The sequence below is a fragment of the Brucella intermedia LMG 3301 genome (genome assembly GCF_000182645.1).
GTDB lineage: Bacteria > Pseudomonadota > Alphaproteobacteria > Rhizobiales > Rhizobiaceae > Brucella > Brucella intermedia.
In genome coordinates this window covers 992,954-1,008,589 of sequence record NZ_ACQA01000001.1, presented here as the reverse complement: position 1 = coordinate 1,008,589, position 15,636 = coordinate 992,954, and the positions used below count along the sequence as shown (strand labels likewise).

Genomic DNA, 15,636 nt, shown 5'->3' with positions numbered 1-15,636 from the left:
GGAAAGAATAAAAGGTGCGTGAACAGGGTTCACCCTGTTCCCAATCCGTTTGCCGTGCAACAACGCGCCCTTCGTCATTCCTGCCTGTCCTGTTGGAGCTTGCGGCTCCCAATATTTTGGTGGCTTCTGCCTTTCCAATGATCGGTGACGCCTGTTTGTGGCGGGAAATGGGCAAAATCTACCATAGCTCTTTCTAGCCTAAAGCATCGGTAAAGACTGTTGCTAATTGACAACAAACCGGCTGTTGTTGTGGCCGAAAATCTGCTCCTGTTGACGCCATCGACACGAGCCCGCAGTCTGTCTCAATCAAGGATGCAAGGGAGTCGGGGAGCGCACCCATGAGCAGATACCGCCGTCCCTACAGACGTCCCTATCGCCAGCCCCGCAAAAGCAATGGCATAAGTTTTCGCAGTATCCTTTTGACTATATTGCTTTTTTCTTTTTTAGCCGTGCTGATCGCCTATCTGCCGATCCGGTCGGCACCCAGGGAGGCATTGGCGGGCCCGGTCTATGTGATCGACGGCGACACGGTGATCCTTGGCAAGATTCATATACGCCTCAAGGGTATCGACGCGCCGGAGATGCAGCAGCAATGTATCCGGGCGGGAACTCCTTACGATTGCGGCAGGGAGGCCCGTAACCTTCTGCGATCCAGAATCGGCAAGTCCTCGATTCGCTGCGAGACGGAAGGACGGGATCAGTATGGCCGCGAACTGGCCCGCTGTTATCTTGGAGAAACCGATCTCAACGGCTGGATGGTCGAACAGGGCTGGGCCGTTTCCTATGGCGATTATCAGCGAGAGGAAAGAGATGCCCGCCGCGGCCAGCGCGGCATATGGGCCGGAAAATTCGAGCAGCCCTCCCTGTGGCGCAAGGAACATCACAGCCCGAACGTTGAACAGCCAGCCGAACACAAACCGCCCCTGGCTGTAATCCGCGATGCATTTACCTATATAAGGGAACACATTCGCACCTTCATGAAATGATCTATCCCCAATGATCTATCCCCAATGAACTATCCACGGAGCTGATGGAATTCATGGAAAAACTGGACGAGCTCAAACACTCGATCCGGGCCTGCCGTATCTGTCGCGACACACCGCGGTTTCCACCGCCCCTGCCGCACGAGCCCAATCCCGTCTGTATCGTCTCGGATACCGCGAAAATCGGCATTTGCAGCCAGGCTCCCGGCATTCGAGTCCATAACACATCGTTGCCGTTCAACGACCCATCCGGGGATCGCCTGCGGCAATGGCTCGGCGTGTCACGCGAAGAGTTTTATGATCCGTCACGCTTCGCCATCGTACCGATGGGCTTCTGCTTCCCAGGCTATGACAAACATGGCGGCGATCTTCCGCCGCGCCGCGAATGCCGCCAGACGTGGCATGACCGCGTTTTCGCCGCGATGCCGCAGCTGGAATTCATTCTGGTGGTCGGGCAATACGCCCTTGCCTATCACCTGCCCGACTATCGGGGCCGCAATCTGACCGAGACCGTCAGGAACTGGCGGCATTTCATGGAGACGCCCAATCAGGCGGGGCGAATCGCGCTGCCCCTGCCTCATCCTTCCTGGCGCAACTCCGGCTGGCTCAAGCGAAATCCGTGGTTCGACGCTGAAGTGGTGCCTGTTCTTCAGGCAAAAGTGCGACACCTCATCGGCGACGATAAATAATTTTTACTCCATTCGTTTTCATCAGAATATTTTTCCTGTAACTTCCGGTCATTGCAAACCATAAGGTATGACGTTTCACCTATTCGCAAAGTTCGGGAAACGATTTCTAAAACCGGGAACGGAAACGCATGGACAGGCTCGACAGGAAGATACTGCGCTTATTGCAGGAAGACGCGACACTTGCGGTGGCAGACGTTGCCAAGAAAGTTGGCCTTTCCACGACGCCGTGCTGGCGCCGCATCCAGAAGCTGGAAGAAGATGGCGTCATCAAGCGCCGTGTGGCCATTCTCGATCCGGTTCGCGTCAATGCGCGGGTGACGGTGTTCGTATCGGTGCGCACAAGTTCGCACAGCCACGAATGGCTGAAGCGCTTTTCCGAAGTGGTTCAGGAGTTTCCTGAAGTCATCGAATTCTATCGCATGAGCGGTGACGTGGATTATCTGCTGCGCGTGGCCGTGCCGGACATTGCCGCCTATGACGCCTTCTACAAGCGCCTGATCAGCAAGATCGAAATCCGCGACGTGTCGTCGTCCTTCGCCATGGAGCAGATCAAATACACGACCGAACTGCCGCTCGACTACATGGTGCTCGACAAAGACAACAACTAGGGCGGCTCCAGTTAAAACGGAATCGTGGAACCGCTCCAAATATTTGTTTTGTCGCATTCAAGCATTTGTTTAAAAGAAAAGCCCGCTCGATAGCGGGCTTTTTTGACGGCGTGGCGACCATTATTTCGAGCCGGATATTCCAGCCTGTTCGAACGTCGCCATACCGCCATGGCATAGTGCCGCCGCCTTGACGATACCGGCTGCGAGCGCAGCGCCCGTGCCTTCTCCGAGGCGCATTCCCATGTCGAGCAGCGGCTGCTTGCCCATCTTCGCGAGAAGCTTGCGATGGCCCGGCTCGGCGGAAACATGACCGAACAGGCAATGATCGATGGCTTCCGGATTGGCGGCATAGAGCACCGCCGCCGCAGCGCTTGCCACGAAGCCGTCGACGATGACCGGGATTTTTTCCATGCGCGCCGCGAGGATTGCGCCAGCCATGGCCGCGACTTCGCGGCCACCGAGGCGGCTCAAAACCTCCAGCGGGTCCTGCAGATGCGCCTGATGGAGCGCAACCGCCTTGCGCACGGCGGCAAGCTTGCGCTCAAGCAGTTCGCCCGTCGAGCCCGTGCCGGGTCCAACCCAGTCTTCCGCTGTTCCGCCGAAAAGCGCCAGCGCGATGGCCGCCGCAATCGTGGTATTGCCGATGCCCATTTCGCCGATGCACAGGAGGTCGGTTCCACCGGCAATCGCTTCCATGCCAAAGGCCATGGTCGCGGCGCAGGTGCGCTCATCCATGGCCGGCTCTTCCGTTATGTCGCCTGTCGGATGTTCCAGCGCCAGATCGAAAACTTTCAGCCCAAGATCGTTGGCGATACAGATCTGATTGATGGCCGCGCCCCCGGCTGCAAAATTTTCGACCATCTGTGCCGTCACGCTCGGCGGAAACGGCGTGATGTTCTTGGCCGTCACGCCATGATTGCCGGCAAACACCGCAACCAGCGGGCGATTGATCTGCGGCGTGCGCTTTCCGGTCCATGCGGCAAGCCATGCCGCGATCTCTTCCATGCGCCCCAGCGAACCTGCGGGCTTCGTCAGCGTAGCCTCACGCTCGCGAACGGCCCTTTCCGCCCCCAGATCAGGCCCCGGCAGATTGCGGATCAGTTCCCGGAAATCGTCAAAAGGTAGGCCGCTGGCGCTCATAGGTTCAGTCCAATCAAAGATGGGAGATGTAAATTCGTGGGGCTCGTCCTATAAGCACTGACGCGAATTTTCAAATCACCTCTTTGAGTTGAAGCAACATTGAGGCGAATTATCGCGAAAATCCGGGCCGGAAACAAAGTGGAACAGTGACTTGCAGCGAAATAGTCTCCTTGGCGACACGATCCGCAGCCTCGGCTTTCTGAGCCGCCTGCCGCTTCCGCAACGCTGGTTTGAAAACGGCGATGATTCGTTGCCGCGCAATGCACGGGCATTTCCGCTCGCGGGAGCCGTGCTGGGACTGCTGGCGGGTATCGTGCTTTACGCGGCCCATGGAATGAATCTCCCGCCCCTTGCCTGTGCGCTGCTCGCGATTGGCGCGCTGGCGGCGATGACCGGCGCGCTACACGAAGATGGGCTGGGCGATACTGCCGATGGCTTTTTCGGCGCCTCTTCCGCCGATCGCAGGCTGGATATCATGAAGGATTCCCGCATCGGGACTTTCGCCGCGCTTGCCCTGATCGTCATTGTCGGTGTGAAAGCGTCTTTCCTGATGGCGATCATCGACCGCGCGGGCGCAGGATATGCAGTGCTTGCGCTGATCGGCTGCGAAGCGGCAAGCCGCGCCGGCATGCTTGCGTTCTGGCATGCGCTGCCCTCGGCGCGTCCGGGCGGGCTTTCCGACAGCGTCGGCCAACCGCAATGGGAGACCGTTGTTTGCGGCTCCGGCATCGGGCTGGCCGTTCTTGTCCTTACACTGCTACCTTCCGGCGGTTTCCTGGCGCTCATCAATGCGCTGGTGTTGGTGACCGTCCTGATTTTCGGCTTCGCCCGACTTTGCATGGCAAAAATAGGCGGACAGACGGGAGATACTCTGGGCGCGGCACAGCAGATCGGTTCGATTGCCGTGCTCGCCGGGCTTGTCATGGCCCTTTGATGCAACCACATTGCATCCATGGATATGTCAACCATCGAATCCCCGTGCATATTGATATGCACGATCGACACGGAAACCGGTTTCTGCCTCGGCTGCGCGCGGACGCTTGATGAAATCGCACGCTGGTCCAGCATGAGCGCGGAAGAGCGAACAGCCGTCCTGTCGCTTCTCGCCGACAGGCACGAAATCATCGTAGAAAAGAGAATTGGCTGATGGGGCGCTTTTTCTGGCTCATTATTGCGGCAGTCGCCGTTGTCGTCCTGCTGCTGATGTCCAACAATGACGGCGGCTCAACGCTGGGCATGGACAATGACGTGTTTGCCCGCGCCGCCTATCTGGGCATATGGGGCGTCGTGCTTGCCGCCGGCCTGCTCGGTTCCGGTATCAAACTGACCGACTTTGCGCGCAACATGGCCGTTTGGGCCGTGATCATTCTCGCCCTCGTTGCGGGCTACCAGTACCGTTACGAGTTGCAGGACGTTGCAAGCCGGGTCACGGCGGGGCTGGTGCCGGGAAGCCCTATTTCGGGCCGCAATGCCGATGGTGCGCTGACCGTAACGCTTGCAAAGGCTGCCAACGGCCATTTCGAGGTGAACGGACGTGTGAACGGAGCACGCGTTCATTTTCTGGTCGATACCGGCGCGTCCTCGGTCGTCCTGTCCCAGCAGGATGCGGAGCGCGCAGGCATAGACACGGCCTCGCTCAACTATTCCGTTCCGATCATGACGGCCAATGGCACGGCAAGCGCGGCAGTCATCACCATCGCCACCTTGCAGATCGGCGATATCGAACGCCAGAATGTGCGCGCCATGGTGACGAAGGAAGGGCTGATGACCGGCAGCCTGCTCGGCATGAATTTTCTGCAGACGCTCGGCGGTTTCACCGTCCGCGGCGACCAGCTTATTCTGATCGATTAAGCTGCTTCTGCTGCCGCTTCGGTCACGACGGCATGGGCCTGACGCAGCACATCGCTAGTTGCCCCCGGCCTGGTGGCATCCGTCGAAAGGATTTGCCGCCAGCGCCGTGCACCCGGCTGCCCGGTAAAAAGTCCGACCATATGGCGGCTCACATGGGACAGCCTGCCGCCCGCCGCGATATGGCGATCGATATAAGCGCACATCTCGTCGATGATGCCTGCCATCGAGGTATCGCGCTGTTCGCCGCCATAAAGGCGCACATCCACCTCTGCCAGAAGTTCAGGATTGTGATAAGCGGCGCGACCGAGCATCACCGCGTCGACCGTCTGCAAGTGTTGCTCTGCCTCATCAAGCGTAGTGATGCCGCCGTTAATGCCGACGAAAACATCGCCGAGCCGCGCCTTGAGGCGATAGACGCGATCATAGTCAAGCGGCGGAATCTCGCGGTTCTCCTTCGGCGAGAGCCCTTTCAGCCAGGCCTTGCGGGCATGGACCCAAAGCGCATCCGCTCCCGCGTCAAGCGTCATATCGGCCAAAGTGTCGAGCGCAACCTCCACATCCTGATCGTCAACGCCGGTGCGGCATTTGACTGTGACAGGCACGGAAACCGCCTCCTTCATGGCTGAAACGCAGCGCGCCACCACATCCGGGGTCTGCATGAGGCAGGCTCCGAATGTACCGGACTGCACGCGATCCGACGGGCAGCCGACATTGAGATTGATTTCATCATAGCCGTAATCGGCGCCGATCTTCGCCGCCTCTTTCAGCTTTGCCGGGTCGGAACCGCCAAGTTGCAGCGCAACCGGATGTTCGGCCGCGTCGAAGCCCAGCAACCGGTCGCGCGGGCCATGGATGATGGCATCCGCCACGACCATTTCGGTATAGAGCAATGCATGACTGGAAAAGAGCCTGTGAAAATACCGGCAATGCCTGTCCGACCAATCGATCATCGGCGCGACGGCAAAACGAACGTTCGGATAGTTGCGGTTTTTTGATTTTATTTCAGTCATTTATACAACAATCCTGAGAATGCGATTCAGTCGCAGTCGGCGCTTTCGACATTTATTCAAGTTCGGAAGCGTGCCAAAAGCCACAATTGATCGAAATGATCAAGTTTCGCCGCTATCGCGGCCACCAGCGCTTTATATAGTGAGGCGCAGAAAAATTTCACACCAGAGACAAACTCTCGTCGCTCCACGACTGTCTTCTCGTCCAAGACGCACTATGATTGAGTGCAGAAGCATTCCCGATTCTCATCTGCGTAATTCAAGGAAATTCGGCGTGACCTCCTTTTCCCCTTTCGGCAAATCATTCGATGCGTTTCTGTTCGACATGGACGGCACGATATTGAGTTCCATCGAAGCAACCGAACGGGTGTGGAGCGAATGGGCGATACGCCATGGCATCGATCCGGTTACATTCCTGCCGACCATCCACGGTGTTCGGGCAGTGGAAACCGTCCGCCGCCTTGCCCTGCCCGGCGTCGACCCGATCCGCGAGGCGGAAATATTGCTTCAGGCCGAAATGGCCGATCTGGAAGGCATCGCGCCCATCGATGGCGCGCATGAGTTTCTGAGCGCGCTGCCGGAAGACCGCTGGGCGATTGTAACCTCTGCGCCGCTCGAACTGGCGCGCCGTCGCGTCGCGGCGGCGGGATTGCCGATGCCCAAGACAATCGTGTCAGCCGAAGATGTCGAGCGCGGCAAGCCGAGCCCCGAATGCTTCCAGCTTGGCGCGAAGCGGCTTGGCTTCGACCCGCACAACTGCCTTGTGTTCGAGGATGCGCCAGCCGGTATCGTTGCCGGAGAAACCGCCGGTGCGAGCGTTGTCGTGGTAACCGCGACGCATCCGCATTCGCCCCAGACTTCCCATCTCAGCATCCAGAGCTATCGCAATCTGCAGCTCGATATCCTGAGCGACGGCAGGCTGGGGCTGGAACCGACAGCGCCAGACCCTGTAGGCTAGATAACCCGCCGCCCCTCGCGCCAGACGGTGCGGATGATCGGAACGTGATCGGCGATCTGAACGCGGACGAGGTCGGCCCGCTTGCCGGCAACGATCTCGCCGCGATCCTCCAGCCCCACCGCGCGCGCAGGATTGGCGGAAACCAGACGAATGGCCTGCGGCAAGGAGATGCTTTCCACGACATCGGCGAGGAAAAAGGCCGATTGCATCATGCTGGCCGGGATATAGTCCGACGATATGATGTCGAGATTTCCGGCCTCGGCCAGTTCACGCGCGGAGACATTTCCAGAATGCGAACCGCCGCGCACAACATTCGGCGCGCCCATCAGAACCGACATGCCGGAAACTTTTGAAGCCTTGGCGGCCGTGTGGGTCGTTGGAAATTCGGCGACACGTATCCCCTGCGCCTGCGCCTCCGCCACATGCTCCACGGTCGCGTCGTCGTGGCTTGCGAGAATAACCCCGCGCTGATGGCACAGTTCGGCAATCGCCTTGCGCGTCGGCGCGGAATATTGCTGCGACTGGCCGATACGGCGCTCGCAATAGAGCCTGAACTCCTCTTCCGAGAATTTCAGCTTGCGGAGGAAATAGGTCTTGTAGCTTTCGATATCGGTAAACTGGCGCTGCCCCGGCGCGTGATCCATCAGGGACACCAGCCTGACCAGCGGCTGGTTGCCGAATTTTTCAAAGGCCGGAAGGCAATCGGGTGCTGAAACCTCGCAGCGCAGATGCAGGAAATGGTCGGCGCGCAAGCGCCCCGCCGCGCGGCCCTCGGCAATTGCCGAAGAAAGCTTGCGCATATCATCGATACCCGTTTCGGCGTCGTCATCGAAGCCGATGCGCAGGGCATCGAAAACGGTGGTGATTCCCGAGGCGGCAATCTGTGCATCGTGGGCCTGCACGGCGGCAATCGGGTTCCAGCGCACTTTCGGGCGCGGCGCATAGTGCCCTTCGAGATGATCCGTATGCAGCTCGACCAGACCGGGCGTCAGGAAGTCGCCTTCCATATCCTCGCCGGTACTGGATGCACCGGCGGAAATATCGGCGATCTTGCCGTCCACGAGCTTCAGGGAACCGAGGACAACGTCGTCGGCGAGCACGATGCGTGCGTTGCGCAGAACCGTTTCATTTCCCATTGGTTATGGCCTCCCAACCGCTCGTGAGGCGCGAGCCGACGCTGCCTTGCCGCCTGTCAGTGGATGCAGCGAATGTATCTGGAAAGGCGCCCCTTTCTCAGGTTCCACGAACAGGGCGAGATTCGCAACCTCCACGGCGTCATCCAGCAGCGGCGTGAAGAATTCATCCAGCGTTCGCTCCACGCGAGCGGGGTCTTTCTCCTCCACCGGTCCGGTCAGGGTCATGTGAAAGCGGAATTCCTCAAAAACATAAGGATACCCCCAGCGCTCGATATTGTGCCGCTGCGCCTCGCTGAGACGTTCGGGCCGTCGCCTGGCTATTTCCGCCTCGGTGAGCGGGGCGCGAAACCGGTCGAAGGCAACCACGACATCGTTGGCGAGTTGGTTCAGCTCGGCCACCGGTTCTTCGGGCACAAGCGCGAAGAACGGCCCAATCGCGTGAAGTTTCAGGCGGGGAATCGTGACAGGCGACGCCGACGAAGCAAAATGCATCAACGCGGAAAGCAGATCGTTTTCCGTGTGCTTCTCATCCAGACGGAAGGGAGCCTTCATCGTCGCATGAAAAGCCGTAGCGGCGCGGCTCTTCGGTCAGTTGGGCGATTTCATCGGTGGCAAGCGAGCGAATCGCAGGCATCTTTACCGGCTCGCCGCTGAACGCATTGCGTCCGAGCCAGTTTGCGGCAACCTTCAAAAGCGCATCGTTGGATGGCGGCGTGAAATAAATCGCATAACGCATGTCAAATCCTTAGGCGAGGTTCGCGACACGACGTCAGCGGAACTCCAGAATATCAGGCAATGCATCGCGCTTTTGAAGAGCTGTCCCGCTTTGGGAAGCGATGCGGTGGGCGGATGCTTACACAATGAATGTGGCAAGTCGATAAAGGCCGGATGACAGCTGACGAAATGCCGACAAACCAATTTTACATAGCCGCAAATTAGTATAGGCGTTAGCCCCATTGGAAGTGAGGAGACTGAAATGGGCGGATTTGCGTCTATCGGCGAATGCATGATCGAGCTTTCTGGCAATGAAGGCGACCAGTGGCGCATGGGTTTTGCGGGCGATACGCTCAACACTGCGTGGTACATGCGGGCGCTGATGGAAAAATCCTATCCCGTCGAATATGTGACCGCCTTCGGCGAGGACAGTTTCTCCCAGAAACAGCGCGTGTTCCTGACCTCCAACGGTATCGGTATCGCCCATAGCCCCATCATCGACGGGCTGCATCCCGGCCTTTATGCAATCACGCTCAACGGCGCCGAGCGCTCCTTCACCTATTGGCGCAGCGACGCCGCCGCAAGGCGTCTGGCCAGTGACCGCGAAGCGCTGGAAAAGAGCCTGACCGGCCGCGACATCATCTATTTCTCGGGTATTTCGGTCGCCATCATCCTGCCCGAGCATCGTGACACGTTCTTCGACGTCCTGCGGCAATGCCGCGCCGCCGGTTCGCGGATTGCCTTCGACCCGAATTTCCGCCACCAGCTGTGGCCGGACCGCAAGGCCGCGCAGGATATCATCAGCGAAGCAATGCGCATTGCCGATATTGCGCTGCCCACCTTCCCGGACGAACAGGCGCTCTTCGGCGACAAGGACGCTAGCGCCTGCGCTGATCGCCTTGCCGGGCTTGGCGTAAAAGAGATCGTCGTCAAGGACGGCACGGAACCCGCGCTCGTCGTCACCGGCGAGGAAAGAGTGCTGGTGCCTTCCGTCGTTGCGCAAGCGGTGGACACGACGGGCGCAGGCGACAGCTTCAACGGCGCCTATCTCGCGGCGCGGCTGAACGGGCTTGCCCCGGTGGAGGCAGCCCGCAAGGCGCATCTGGTTGCAGCCCGCGTGGTCGAGATACGCGGCGCGCTTGCCCCGATGGAAACCGCACGCGCCGCCTTTGCCGATTAGGGCGCGTTTCGATCTGACTGGATCAGATCGGCGCTCTAATCATTTGTTTTGACGCGCATCTTTTCCGAAAACCGTTTCACACTTTTCGGGATGCGCTCTAATCATTTGTTTTAACGCGCATCTTTTCCGAAAACCGTTTCACACTTTTCGGGATGCGCTCTAATCCTTTGTTTTAACGCGCATCTTTTCCGAAAACCGCTTCACACTTTTCGGGATGCGCTCTAATCCTTTGTTTTAACGCGCATCTTTTCCGAAAACCGCTTCACACTTTTCGGGATGCGCTTTGATTATCTTTCATGTGAAAAGCTGAAATGGCTGGTCTGGGCGTAAATCTCGCCCGGACGCAATATTGCCTGCGGGAAATACGGATATTCCAGCGATCCGGGCCATATCTGCGGCTCCAGGCAGAAACCTGCATGTTTTCCGTAGGGCTTGCCCATAAGGCCGATGCAGTCATTGGCCATGGTGTTGCCCGCATAGAACTGAACGCCCGGCTCTGTCGTCGATATATCGAGGCGAATGCCGGAGCGCGCGCCCTTCACTGACGCGCAGGGACGCAAGGGCCCGCGAGCCGCAGCCAGACAGAAATTGCTGTCATACTGGACCTGAGCGCCGTTCTCCTCGAAGCGAATCGGGCGGAAATCCCGGAAATCATATGGAGTCCCTTTGACCGGCAGCACGCGCCCGTCCGGAATGAGAGCTTCATCGACCGGCATATAGGCATCCGCCTCGATTTTAAGCTGGTGATCGAGAATATCGCCTTCGCCGCCATCATCAAGATTGAAGTAGCTGTGATGCAACAGGTTGCAGACGGTCGTCTTGTCGGTCACTGCCTCCAGCCGAACGATAAGCGTTCCGTCCGCGTTCAGCATGTAGGTGCAGCTTACATTCAGGTTGCCGGGAAAGCCCATTTCGCCGTCGGCGGCCACCGTGGCAAGCGTCACGAAATCCGGCCCCGTCCCTGTTATCTTCCAGACGCGATTGCCCAATCCCTTGCGGCCGCCATGCAGGTTGTGACGGCCCTGGAAATTCGGCTCGACCTCATAGGTCGTTCCGTCCAGTTCAAAGCGGGCATTGCGGATACGGTTGGCCGAACGGCCCGCAATCGCGCCCAAATGCGGGGAATGCGCCGGATAATCGGCAAAGTCGCGATAACCGATCACCAGCGGGGCTTCGTGGCCCTCCATGCGCAAATCCTGGATGGCCGCGCCCCAGCTTATGATCCTGGCCGTCAGCGGGCCGTTGGAGATAGTGAGCCGGTGAACCGCCTGCCCGTCCGGTGCATACCCAAAGATTTCCGAATTCACGTTTGCCCGCCTGTAAATGATGCAGCGTTGAGTTGCCCATGAATCCGCATCCATGCGCGGGACGCAAGATGCAAGATGATCAAATAATGATTTTGAACAGAACTTGATCGATCAAGATGACAGATGAATTTCGGGCTGTTTTCCCGCAGGAAACTGATGTTATCATGACGTGTAAATTATTGATTATTATGGCTAAAGACTAATTTAGAGGATTTTCAAATGAAGTCGAATTTCCAGAAAGTCATGCCTTATGTTTTCAGTGAAGAAGGCGGTTATGCAAACAACCCCGCCGATCCCGGCGGGGCGACCAATATGGGCATCACCATCGCCACCCTGTCTGCATGGGAGGGGCATCGCGTATCGCCGGAAGATGTACAGAACCTGACCGCGGCCACCGCCACGAAAATCTATCAGGCGCAGTTCTGGAACAAGATCGACGGCGACAACCTGCCTTCCGGCATCGACTATGCGGTGTTCGACTTTGCAGTCAATTCAGGCCCCGGGCGCGCGGCCAAGATGCTGCAAGGCGTCCTGGGCGTGCCGGAGGATGGCGTGATTGGCGCGAAGACGGTTGCGGCTGCGAGCATCCGGCCTGCCGGCGAGATCATCAATGCATTATGCGACGCCCGCGCATCCTGGCTGAAAGGCCTGTCGACGGCTTCCACCTTCGGAAAAGGCTGGCTGGCGCGCGTTGAGCGGGTGCGGGCCCGCGCGCTGGCGCTGACTGAGAAGTCGCCGGTCCCTCGCCCGGTTGCCGCCCTGAACGATGTAGCGCCGACGAAAGCACGTCAGGGCGATACGGCGGTCACATCCGCGTTGATGCACCCGGAAGCGCTGGGTACGATGGGGAGCGCGGCATCGGGCCTCGCGGCGATCGTATCGGGGAACGGACCGGTTCAATATGCGCTGGCGATCGTCATGTTAGCCTGCGCCGCCGTCGGTCTGTGGTACTTTATCAGGCGGGTCAGGAACGAGCCCTGACCGCATCGCAATAACTCGGTTTTGAGAATATTTCCAAAACAAGAGTTTGCCTTTATGTTGCGCTTCGCATGTTGCGCGCCTTATATGCGCTTTCGACAGACCGGTGCTTATGAAAGTATTATGACTTTCCCTATCACCGGAAAAACGCTAGACACGCGCAAACAGTCAGATGCGTGCCAACTGTGGCACCGCCATGAATAAAGGAATCGAAACTTGTCCTCTACTTTTGACAAAGTCGCCGACATCATCGCCGAAACCAGTGAAATCGACCGTGACACCATCACGCCAGACAGCCACACCATCGACGATCTGGGCATCGACAGCCTCGACTTCCTCGACATCGTCTTTGCAATCGACAAGGCTTTCGGCATCAAGATTCCGCTTGAGCAGTGGACCCAGGAAGTGAACGAAGGCAAGGTTCCGACCGAAGAATACTTCGTTCTCAAGAACCTCTGCGCGAAAATCGACGAGCTGGTCGCAGCCAAGAAAGGCTGATCCGGCACATTATATGGCGGTATTGAGGGGTGGACAGAAATGTTCGCCCTGATTCCGTTTCTGGAGCAGTCTCAGCACCGACGGACAAACGGCACCCATGCAGAACAATAAAGTCGTCATCACAGGCATCGGCATCATCTCCTCGCTCGGCGAAGGGGTCGATGCGCATTGGAACGCTTTCTCGGAGGCCGGTTCCGAACCGCGTCTCGAAAGGCACGCCTTTGCGCCCTACACCGTTCACCCGTTGGGCGAAGTGGACTGGAGCCTGCAAATTCCAAAGCGCGGCGACCAGCGTCAGATGGAAACCTGGCAGCGCCTCGGCACCTATGCCGCAGGGCTGGCGCTTCAGGACGCAGGCATGAAGGACGATGAAGCGCTCTGCGCGACCATGGACATGGTCGTGGGCGCAGGTGGCGGCGAACGCGACATCGCCGTCGACATGCAGATTCTGGACGAAGGCCGCGTCCGCAACGACCGCGGCGTCATGCTGAACGAGAAGCTCTCGACCGAACTGCGCCCGACGCTATTTCTGGCCCAGCTTTCCAACCTGCTCGCGGGCAATATTTCCATCGTGCACAAGGTCACAGGTTCCTCGCGCACTTTCATGGGCGAGGAAGGTTCCGGCCTTTCGGCCATCGAGACCGCAGCCGCACGCATCCGCACCGGCCAGAGCACCCATGCACTGGTTGGCGGTTCGTACAATGCCGAACATTTCGACATGATTCTCGGCCATGAGCTTGGCGGTCTGCTCAAGCATGACGGCTGGGCGCCGCTCTGGCAGCGCGACGGCTCGGCAGGCGGCGGCATGATCTCCGGTTCCGGCGGCGTCTTCCTCGTTCTCGAAAACGCCGAACATGCCGCAAAGCGCGGCGCCCGCGCCTATGCGGAAGTGGCCGGAATTGAAAGCGCGCAGATCCGTCGCGACAATGCCGACCTTGCAAATGCCGTGCGCGAACTCGTGCTTGCAGCCAATGACGGCAAGAACCCGTCCTATGTCGTTTCCGGTGCTTCCGGCGCCCATGCGGCGACCGCAGCGGAGAAAGCCGCGCTGGACGCTCTCTCGGCATCCTATCGCGGCATTTCCGGAATGACCGGCCATATGCGCGAGGCGCAGTTCCCGCTGGCGCTGGCGCTTGCAGCCATTTCGGTCTGGAAGGGCGAGGCTTTCGCGCCGCTCGATGCCTCCGAAAAGGACGCGGGTGGCTCTGTCAGCGAGGCAATTGTCACCATCGTCGGCGCAACGCGTGCCGAAGGCGCAGCAAAGCTGGTGAGAGTATAAGATGACGAAATATACAGACCATCTCGGCCGTCCCATTGTCGCCATCACCGGCGCTGGCGTGGTTTCCTCGCTCGGTCAGGGCAAGGAAGACAACTGGGCTGCATTGACCAGCGGCAAATCGGGCATCCACACCATCACCCGCTTTCCGACCGACAATCTCAATACGCGCTTTTCCGGAACGGTTGATTTCCTGCCTGAAAGCGATGTGGGCGCATCGGCGCTTTCCGAAGCGCTGGCCCGGCTCGCCGGTGAGGAAGCCCTCGCCCAGTCGGGGCTTTCGTCGACGGATTTCGGCGGTCCGCTGTTCCTGGCGGCACCCCCGGTCGAACTCGACTGGAAAAGCCGCTTTGCACTCGACGCAACCGTGAAGAATGAAGGCCCGGCAAGCTATCAGCTTCTGCTGGAAGCCTGCCGTCGCGCGCGTCAGGACGAACTCTTCAACACGACCCAGTTCGGCTATATCGCCGAACGCCTGTCGGAAGCTTTCGGCACGCGCGGCCTGCCGATCACCTTGTCGACTGCCTGCGCCTCGGGCGCGACTGCGATCCAGCTCGGGGTGGAAGCCATTCGTCGCGGCGAAAGCGACCGGGTTCTCTCTATCGGAACCGATGGTTCCGTCTCTGCCGAAGCGCTCATTCGCTTCTCGCTGCTGTCAGCCCTTTCGACGCAGAACGACAGGCCGGAAAAGGCTTCCAAGCCCTTCTCCAAGGACCGCGACGGCTTTGCCATGTCGGAAGGTTCCGGCGCACTGGTCATGGAATCGCTTGAAAGCGCAGTTGCGCGTGGAGCCAGGGTTCTGGGCATTCTGGCCGGTTGCGGCGAAAAGGCCGATGATTTCCATCGCACACGCTCCAAGCCGGACGCCTCGCCTGCCATCGGCACGGTGCGCGCCGCGCTGGCAGATGCGGGCCTGACCGAAGATCAGATTTCCTATATCAACGCCCCACGGCACCTCGACGCCGGAAAACGACAAGATGGAATATCTGGCGCTCTCGACCGTATTCGGTGAAAGGCTTGCCTCCATCCCGGTTTCTTCCAACAAGTCGATGATCGGTCATACGCTGACCGCTGCGGGTGCCATCGAAGCCGTCTTCTCGCTTCTGACGATCCAGACCGGCACATTGCCGCCGACCATCAATTACGACAATCCGGACCCGGCTATCCCGCTCGATGTCGTGCCGAATGTGAAGCGCCAGGCGGAGGTCTCTGCCGTGCTTTCCAACTCGTTCGGTTTCGGCGGACAGAATACGAGCCTTGTTTTGGCGGCAAATCCGAATTAATCCGTCCGGCAACGAACTTAAATTCCTG

At 59.0% G+C, this 15,636-nt stretch carries 15 protein-coding genes and 2 pseudogenes; 12 read left to right on the top strand and 5 right to left on the bottom strand.

Features of this window, described 5'->3' with window-relative positions:
* Window positions 1-338: 338 nt before the first annotated feature.
* The 3 genes from OINT_RS04825 to OINT_RS04815 all read left to right on the top strand — a co-directional run bounded on the left by OINT_RS04825 (window position 339) and on the right by OINT_RS04815 (window position 2,280).
* Window positions 339-986 carry a thermonuclease family protein gene (locus tag OINT_RS04825; RefSeq protein WP_006466651.1) on the top strand — a complete coding sequence of 216 codons (648 nt, stop codon included), beginning with the start codon at window positions 339-341 and terminating at the stop codon, window positions 984-986.
* Between the two features lie 44 nt (window positions 987-1,030).
* Window positions 1,031-1,672 (top strand): uracil-DNA glycosylase family protein, encoded by a 642-nt coding sequence (locus OINT_RS04820; protein WP_006466650.1) that lies wholly within the window; start codon window positions 1,031-1,033, stop codon window positions 1,670-1,672.
* A 128-nt stretch (window positions 1,673-1,800) separates the two neighbouring features.
* Window positions 1,801-2,280: an Lrp/AsnC family transcriptional regulator gene (locus OINT_RS04815; RefSeq protein WP_006466649.1), complete on the top strand. Its 480-nt coding sequence runs from the start codon at window positions 1,801-1,803 to the stop codon at window positions 2,278-2,280.
* Between the two features lie 120 nt (window positions 2,281-2,400).
* Here OINT_RS04815 and cobT read toward each other — a convergent pair whose 3' ends face one another.
* The gene (cobT, locus tag OINT_RS04810; RefSeq protein WP_006466648.1) at window positions 2,401-3,420 is read right to left on the bottom strand and encodes a nicotinate-nucleotide--dimethylbenzimidazole phosphoribosyltransferase; all 1,020 of its coding nucleotides are present in this window, start codon (window positions 3,418-3,420) and stop codon (window positions 2,401-2,403) included.
* A gap of 151 nt (window positions 3,421-3,571) precedes the next feature.
* Between cobT and OINT_RS04805 the strand changes: the two genes are divergently transcribed.
* Genes OINT_RS04805 through OINT_RS04795 form a run of 3 tightly spaced genes read left to right on the top strand, consistent with a single transcriptional unit; the run spans window position 3,572 to window position 5,271 of the window.
* Window positions 3,572-4,354: an adenosylcobinamide-GDP ribazoletransferase gene (locus tag OINT_RS04805; protein ID WP_006466647.1), complete on the top strand. Its 783-nt coding sequence runs from the start codon at window positions 3,572-3,574 to the stop codon at window positions 4,352-4,354.
* Window positions 4,355-4,372: 18 nt separating this feature from the next.
* The gene (locus OINT_RS04800) at window positions 4,373-4,567 is read left to right on the top strand and encodes a DUF1289 domain-containing protein (RefSeq protein WP_006466646.1); all 195 of its coding nucleotides are present in this window, start codon (window positions 4,373-4,375) and stop codon (window positions 4,565-4,567) included.
* Window positions 4,567-5,271 (top strand): TIGR02281 family clan AA aspartic protease, encoded by a 705-nt coding sequence (locus OINT_RS04795; protein WP_006466645.1) that lies wholly within the window; start codon window positions 4,567-4,569, stop codon window positions 5,269-5,271. The genes OINT_RS04800 and OINT_RS04795 overlap by 1 nt, the downstream gene beginning before the upstream one ends.
* Here OINT_RS04795 and dusA read toward each other — a convergent pair.
* Window positions 5,268-6,281 (bottom strand): tRNA dihydrouridine(20/20a) synthase DusA, encoded by a 1,014-nt coding sequence (gene dusA, locus OINT_RS04790; protein WP_006466644.1) that lies wholly within the window; start codon window positions 6,279-6,281, stop codon window positions 5,268-5,270. The genes OINT_RS04795 and dusA overlap by 4 nt on opposite strands.
* A 271-nt stretch (window positions 6,282-6,552) precedes the next feature.
* Here dusA and OINT_RS04785 point away from each other — a divergent pair, with 271 nt between their 5' ends.
* On the top strand, window positions 6,553-7,236 hold the full coding sequence (locus tag OINT_RS04785) for an HAD family hydrolase (RefSeq protein WP_021585040.1): 684 nt from the start codon (window positions 6,553-6,555) through the stop codon (window positions 7,234-7,236).
* On the opposite strand, the gene OINT_RS04780 is transcribed toward OINT_RS04785, so the two are convergent.
* Both OINT_RS04780 and OINT_RS04775 read right to left on the bottom strand, forming a co-directional pair.
* Window positions 7,233-8,372, bottom strand: coding sequence for an alpha-D-ribose 1-methylphosphonate 5-triphosphate diphosphatase (locus OINT_RS04780; RefSeq protein ID WP_006466642.1), 1,140 nt, complete (start codon window positions 8,370-8,372; stop codon window positions 7,233-7,235). The genes OINT_RS04785 and OINT_RS04780 overlap by 4 nt on opposite strands.
* 3 nt (window positions 8,373-8,375) lie before the next feature.
* Window positions 8,376-9,108, bottom strand: a pseudogene (locus OINT_RS04775) (DUF1045 domain-containing protein).
* A gap of 240 nt (window positions 9,109-9,348) precedes the next feature.
* Between OINT_RS04775 and OINT_RS04770 the strand changes: the two are divergent.
* Complete coding sequence (locus OINT_RS04770) at window positions 9,349-10,266, top strand: sugar kinase (RefSeq protein ID WP_006466641.1); 918 nt, start codon at window positions 9,349-9,351, stop codon at window positions 10,264-10,266.
* Between the two features lie 287 nt (window positions 10,267-10,553).
* On the opposite strand, the gene OINT_RS04765 is transcribed toward OINT_RS04770, so the two are convergent.
* Window positions 10,554-11,573: an aldose epimerase family protein gene (locus OINT_RS04765; protein ID WP_039852537.1), complete on the bottom strand. Its 1,020-nt coding sequence runs from the start codon at window positions 11,571-11,573 to the stop codon at window positions 10,554-10,556.
* Window positions 11,574-11,792: 219 nt separating this feature from the next.
* Between OINT_RS04765 and OINT_RS04760 the strand changes: the two genes are divergently transcribed.
* From OINT_RS04760 to OINT_RS04745, 4 genes and pseudogenes are all read left to right on the top strand, one after another.
* On the top strand, window positions 11,793-12,554 hold the full coding sequence (locus OINT_RS04760; protein WP_006466639.1) for a glycoside hydrolase family 108 protein: 762 nt from the start codon (window positions 11,793-11,795) through the stop codon (window positions 12,552-12,554).
* Window positions 12,555-12,767: 213 nt separating this feature from the next.
* Complete coding sequence (locus tag OINT_RS04755) at window positions 12,768-13,049, top strand: acyl carrier protein (RefSeq protein ID WP_006466638.1); 282 nt, start codon at window positions 12,768-12,770, stop codon at window positions 13,047-13,049.
* Window positions 13,050-13,146: 97 nt separating this feature from the next.
* The gene (locus tag OINT_RS04750) at window positions 13,147-14,328 is read left to right on the top strand and encodes a beta-ketoacyl-ACP synthase (protein WP_006466637.1); all 1,182 of its coding nucleotides are present in this window, start codon (window positions 13,147-13,149) and stop codon (window positions 14,326-14,328) included.
* A gap of 1 nt (window position 14,329) precedes the next feature.
* Window positions 14,330-15,608, top strand: a pseudogene (locus OINT_RS04745) (beta-ketoacyl-ACP synthase).
* Window positions 15,609-15,636: the final 28 nt, after the last annotated feature.

Bases quoted from the DNA above. Each gene is read 5' to 3' on its own strand.
- OINT_RS04770 (WP_006466641.1), top strand. From the start codon at position 9,349: ATGGGCGGATTTGCGTCTATCGGCGAATGCATGATCGAGCTTTCTGGC.
- OINT_RS04795 (WP_006466645.1), top strand. From the start codon at position 4,567: ATGGGGCGCTTTTTCTGGCTCATTATTGCGGCAGTCGCCGTTGTCGTC.
- dusA (WP_006466644.1), bottom strand. From the start codon at position 6,281: ATGACTGAAATAAAATCAAAAAACCGCAACTATCCGAACGTTCGTTTT.
- OINT_RS04825 (WP_006466651.1), top strand. From the start codon at position 339: ATGAGCAGATACCGCCGTCCCTACAGACGTCCCTATCGCCAGCCCCGC.
- cobT (WP_006466648.1), bottom strand. From the start codon at position 3,420: ATGAGCGCCAGCGGCCTACCTTTTGACGATTTCCGGGAACTGATCCGC.
- OINT_RS04815 (WP_006466649.1), top strand. From the start codon at position 1,801: ATGGACAGGCTCGACAGGAAGATACTGCGCTTATTGCAGGAAGACGCG.
- OINT_RS04750 (WP_006466637.1), top strand. From the start codon at position 13,147: ATGCAGAACAATAAAGTCGTCATCACAGGCATCGGCATCATCTCCTCG.
- OINT_RS04780 (WP_006466642.1), bottom strand. From the start codon at position 8,372: ATGGGAAATGAAACGGTTCTGCGCAACGCACGCATCGTGCTCGCCGAC.
- OINT_RS04800 (WP_006466646.1), top strand. From the start codon at position 4,373: ATGGATATGTCAACCATCGAATCCCCGTGCATATTGATATGCACGATC.
- OINT_RS04760 (WP_006466639.1), top strand. From the start codon at position 11,793: ATGAAGTCGAATTTCCAGAAAGTCATGCCTTATGTTTTCAGTGAAGAA.
- OINT_RS04820 (WP_006466650.1), top strand. From the start codon at position 1,031: ATGGAATTCATGGAAAAACTGGACGAGCTCAAACACTCGATCCGGGCC.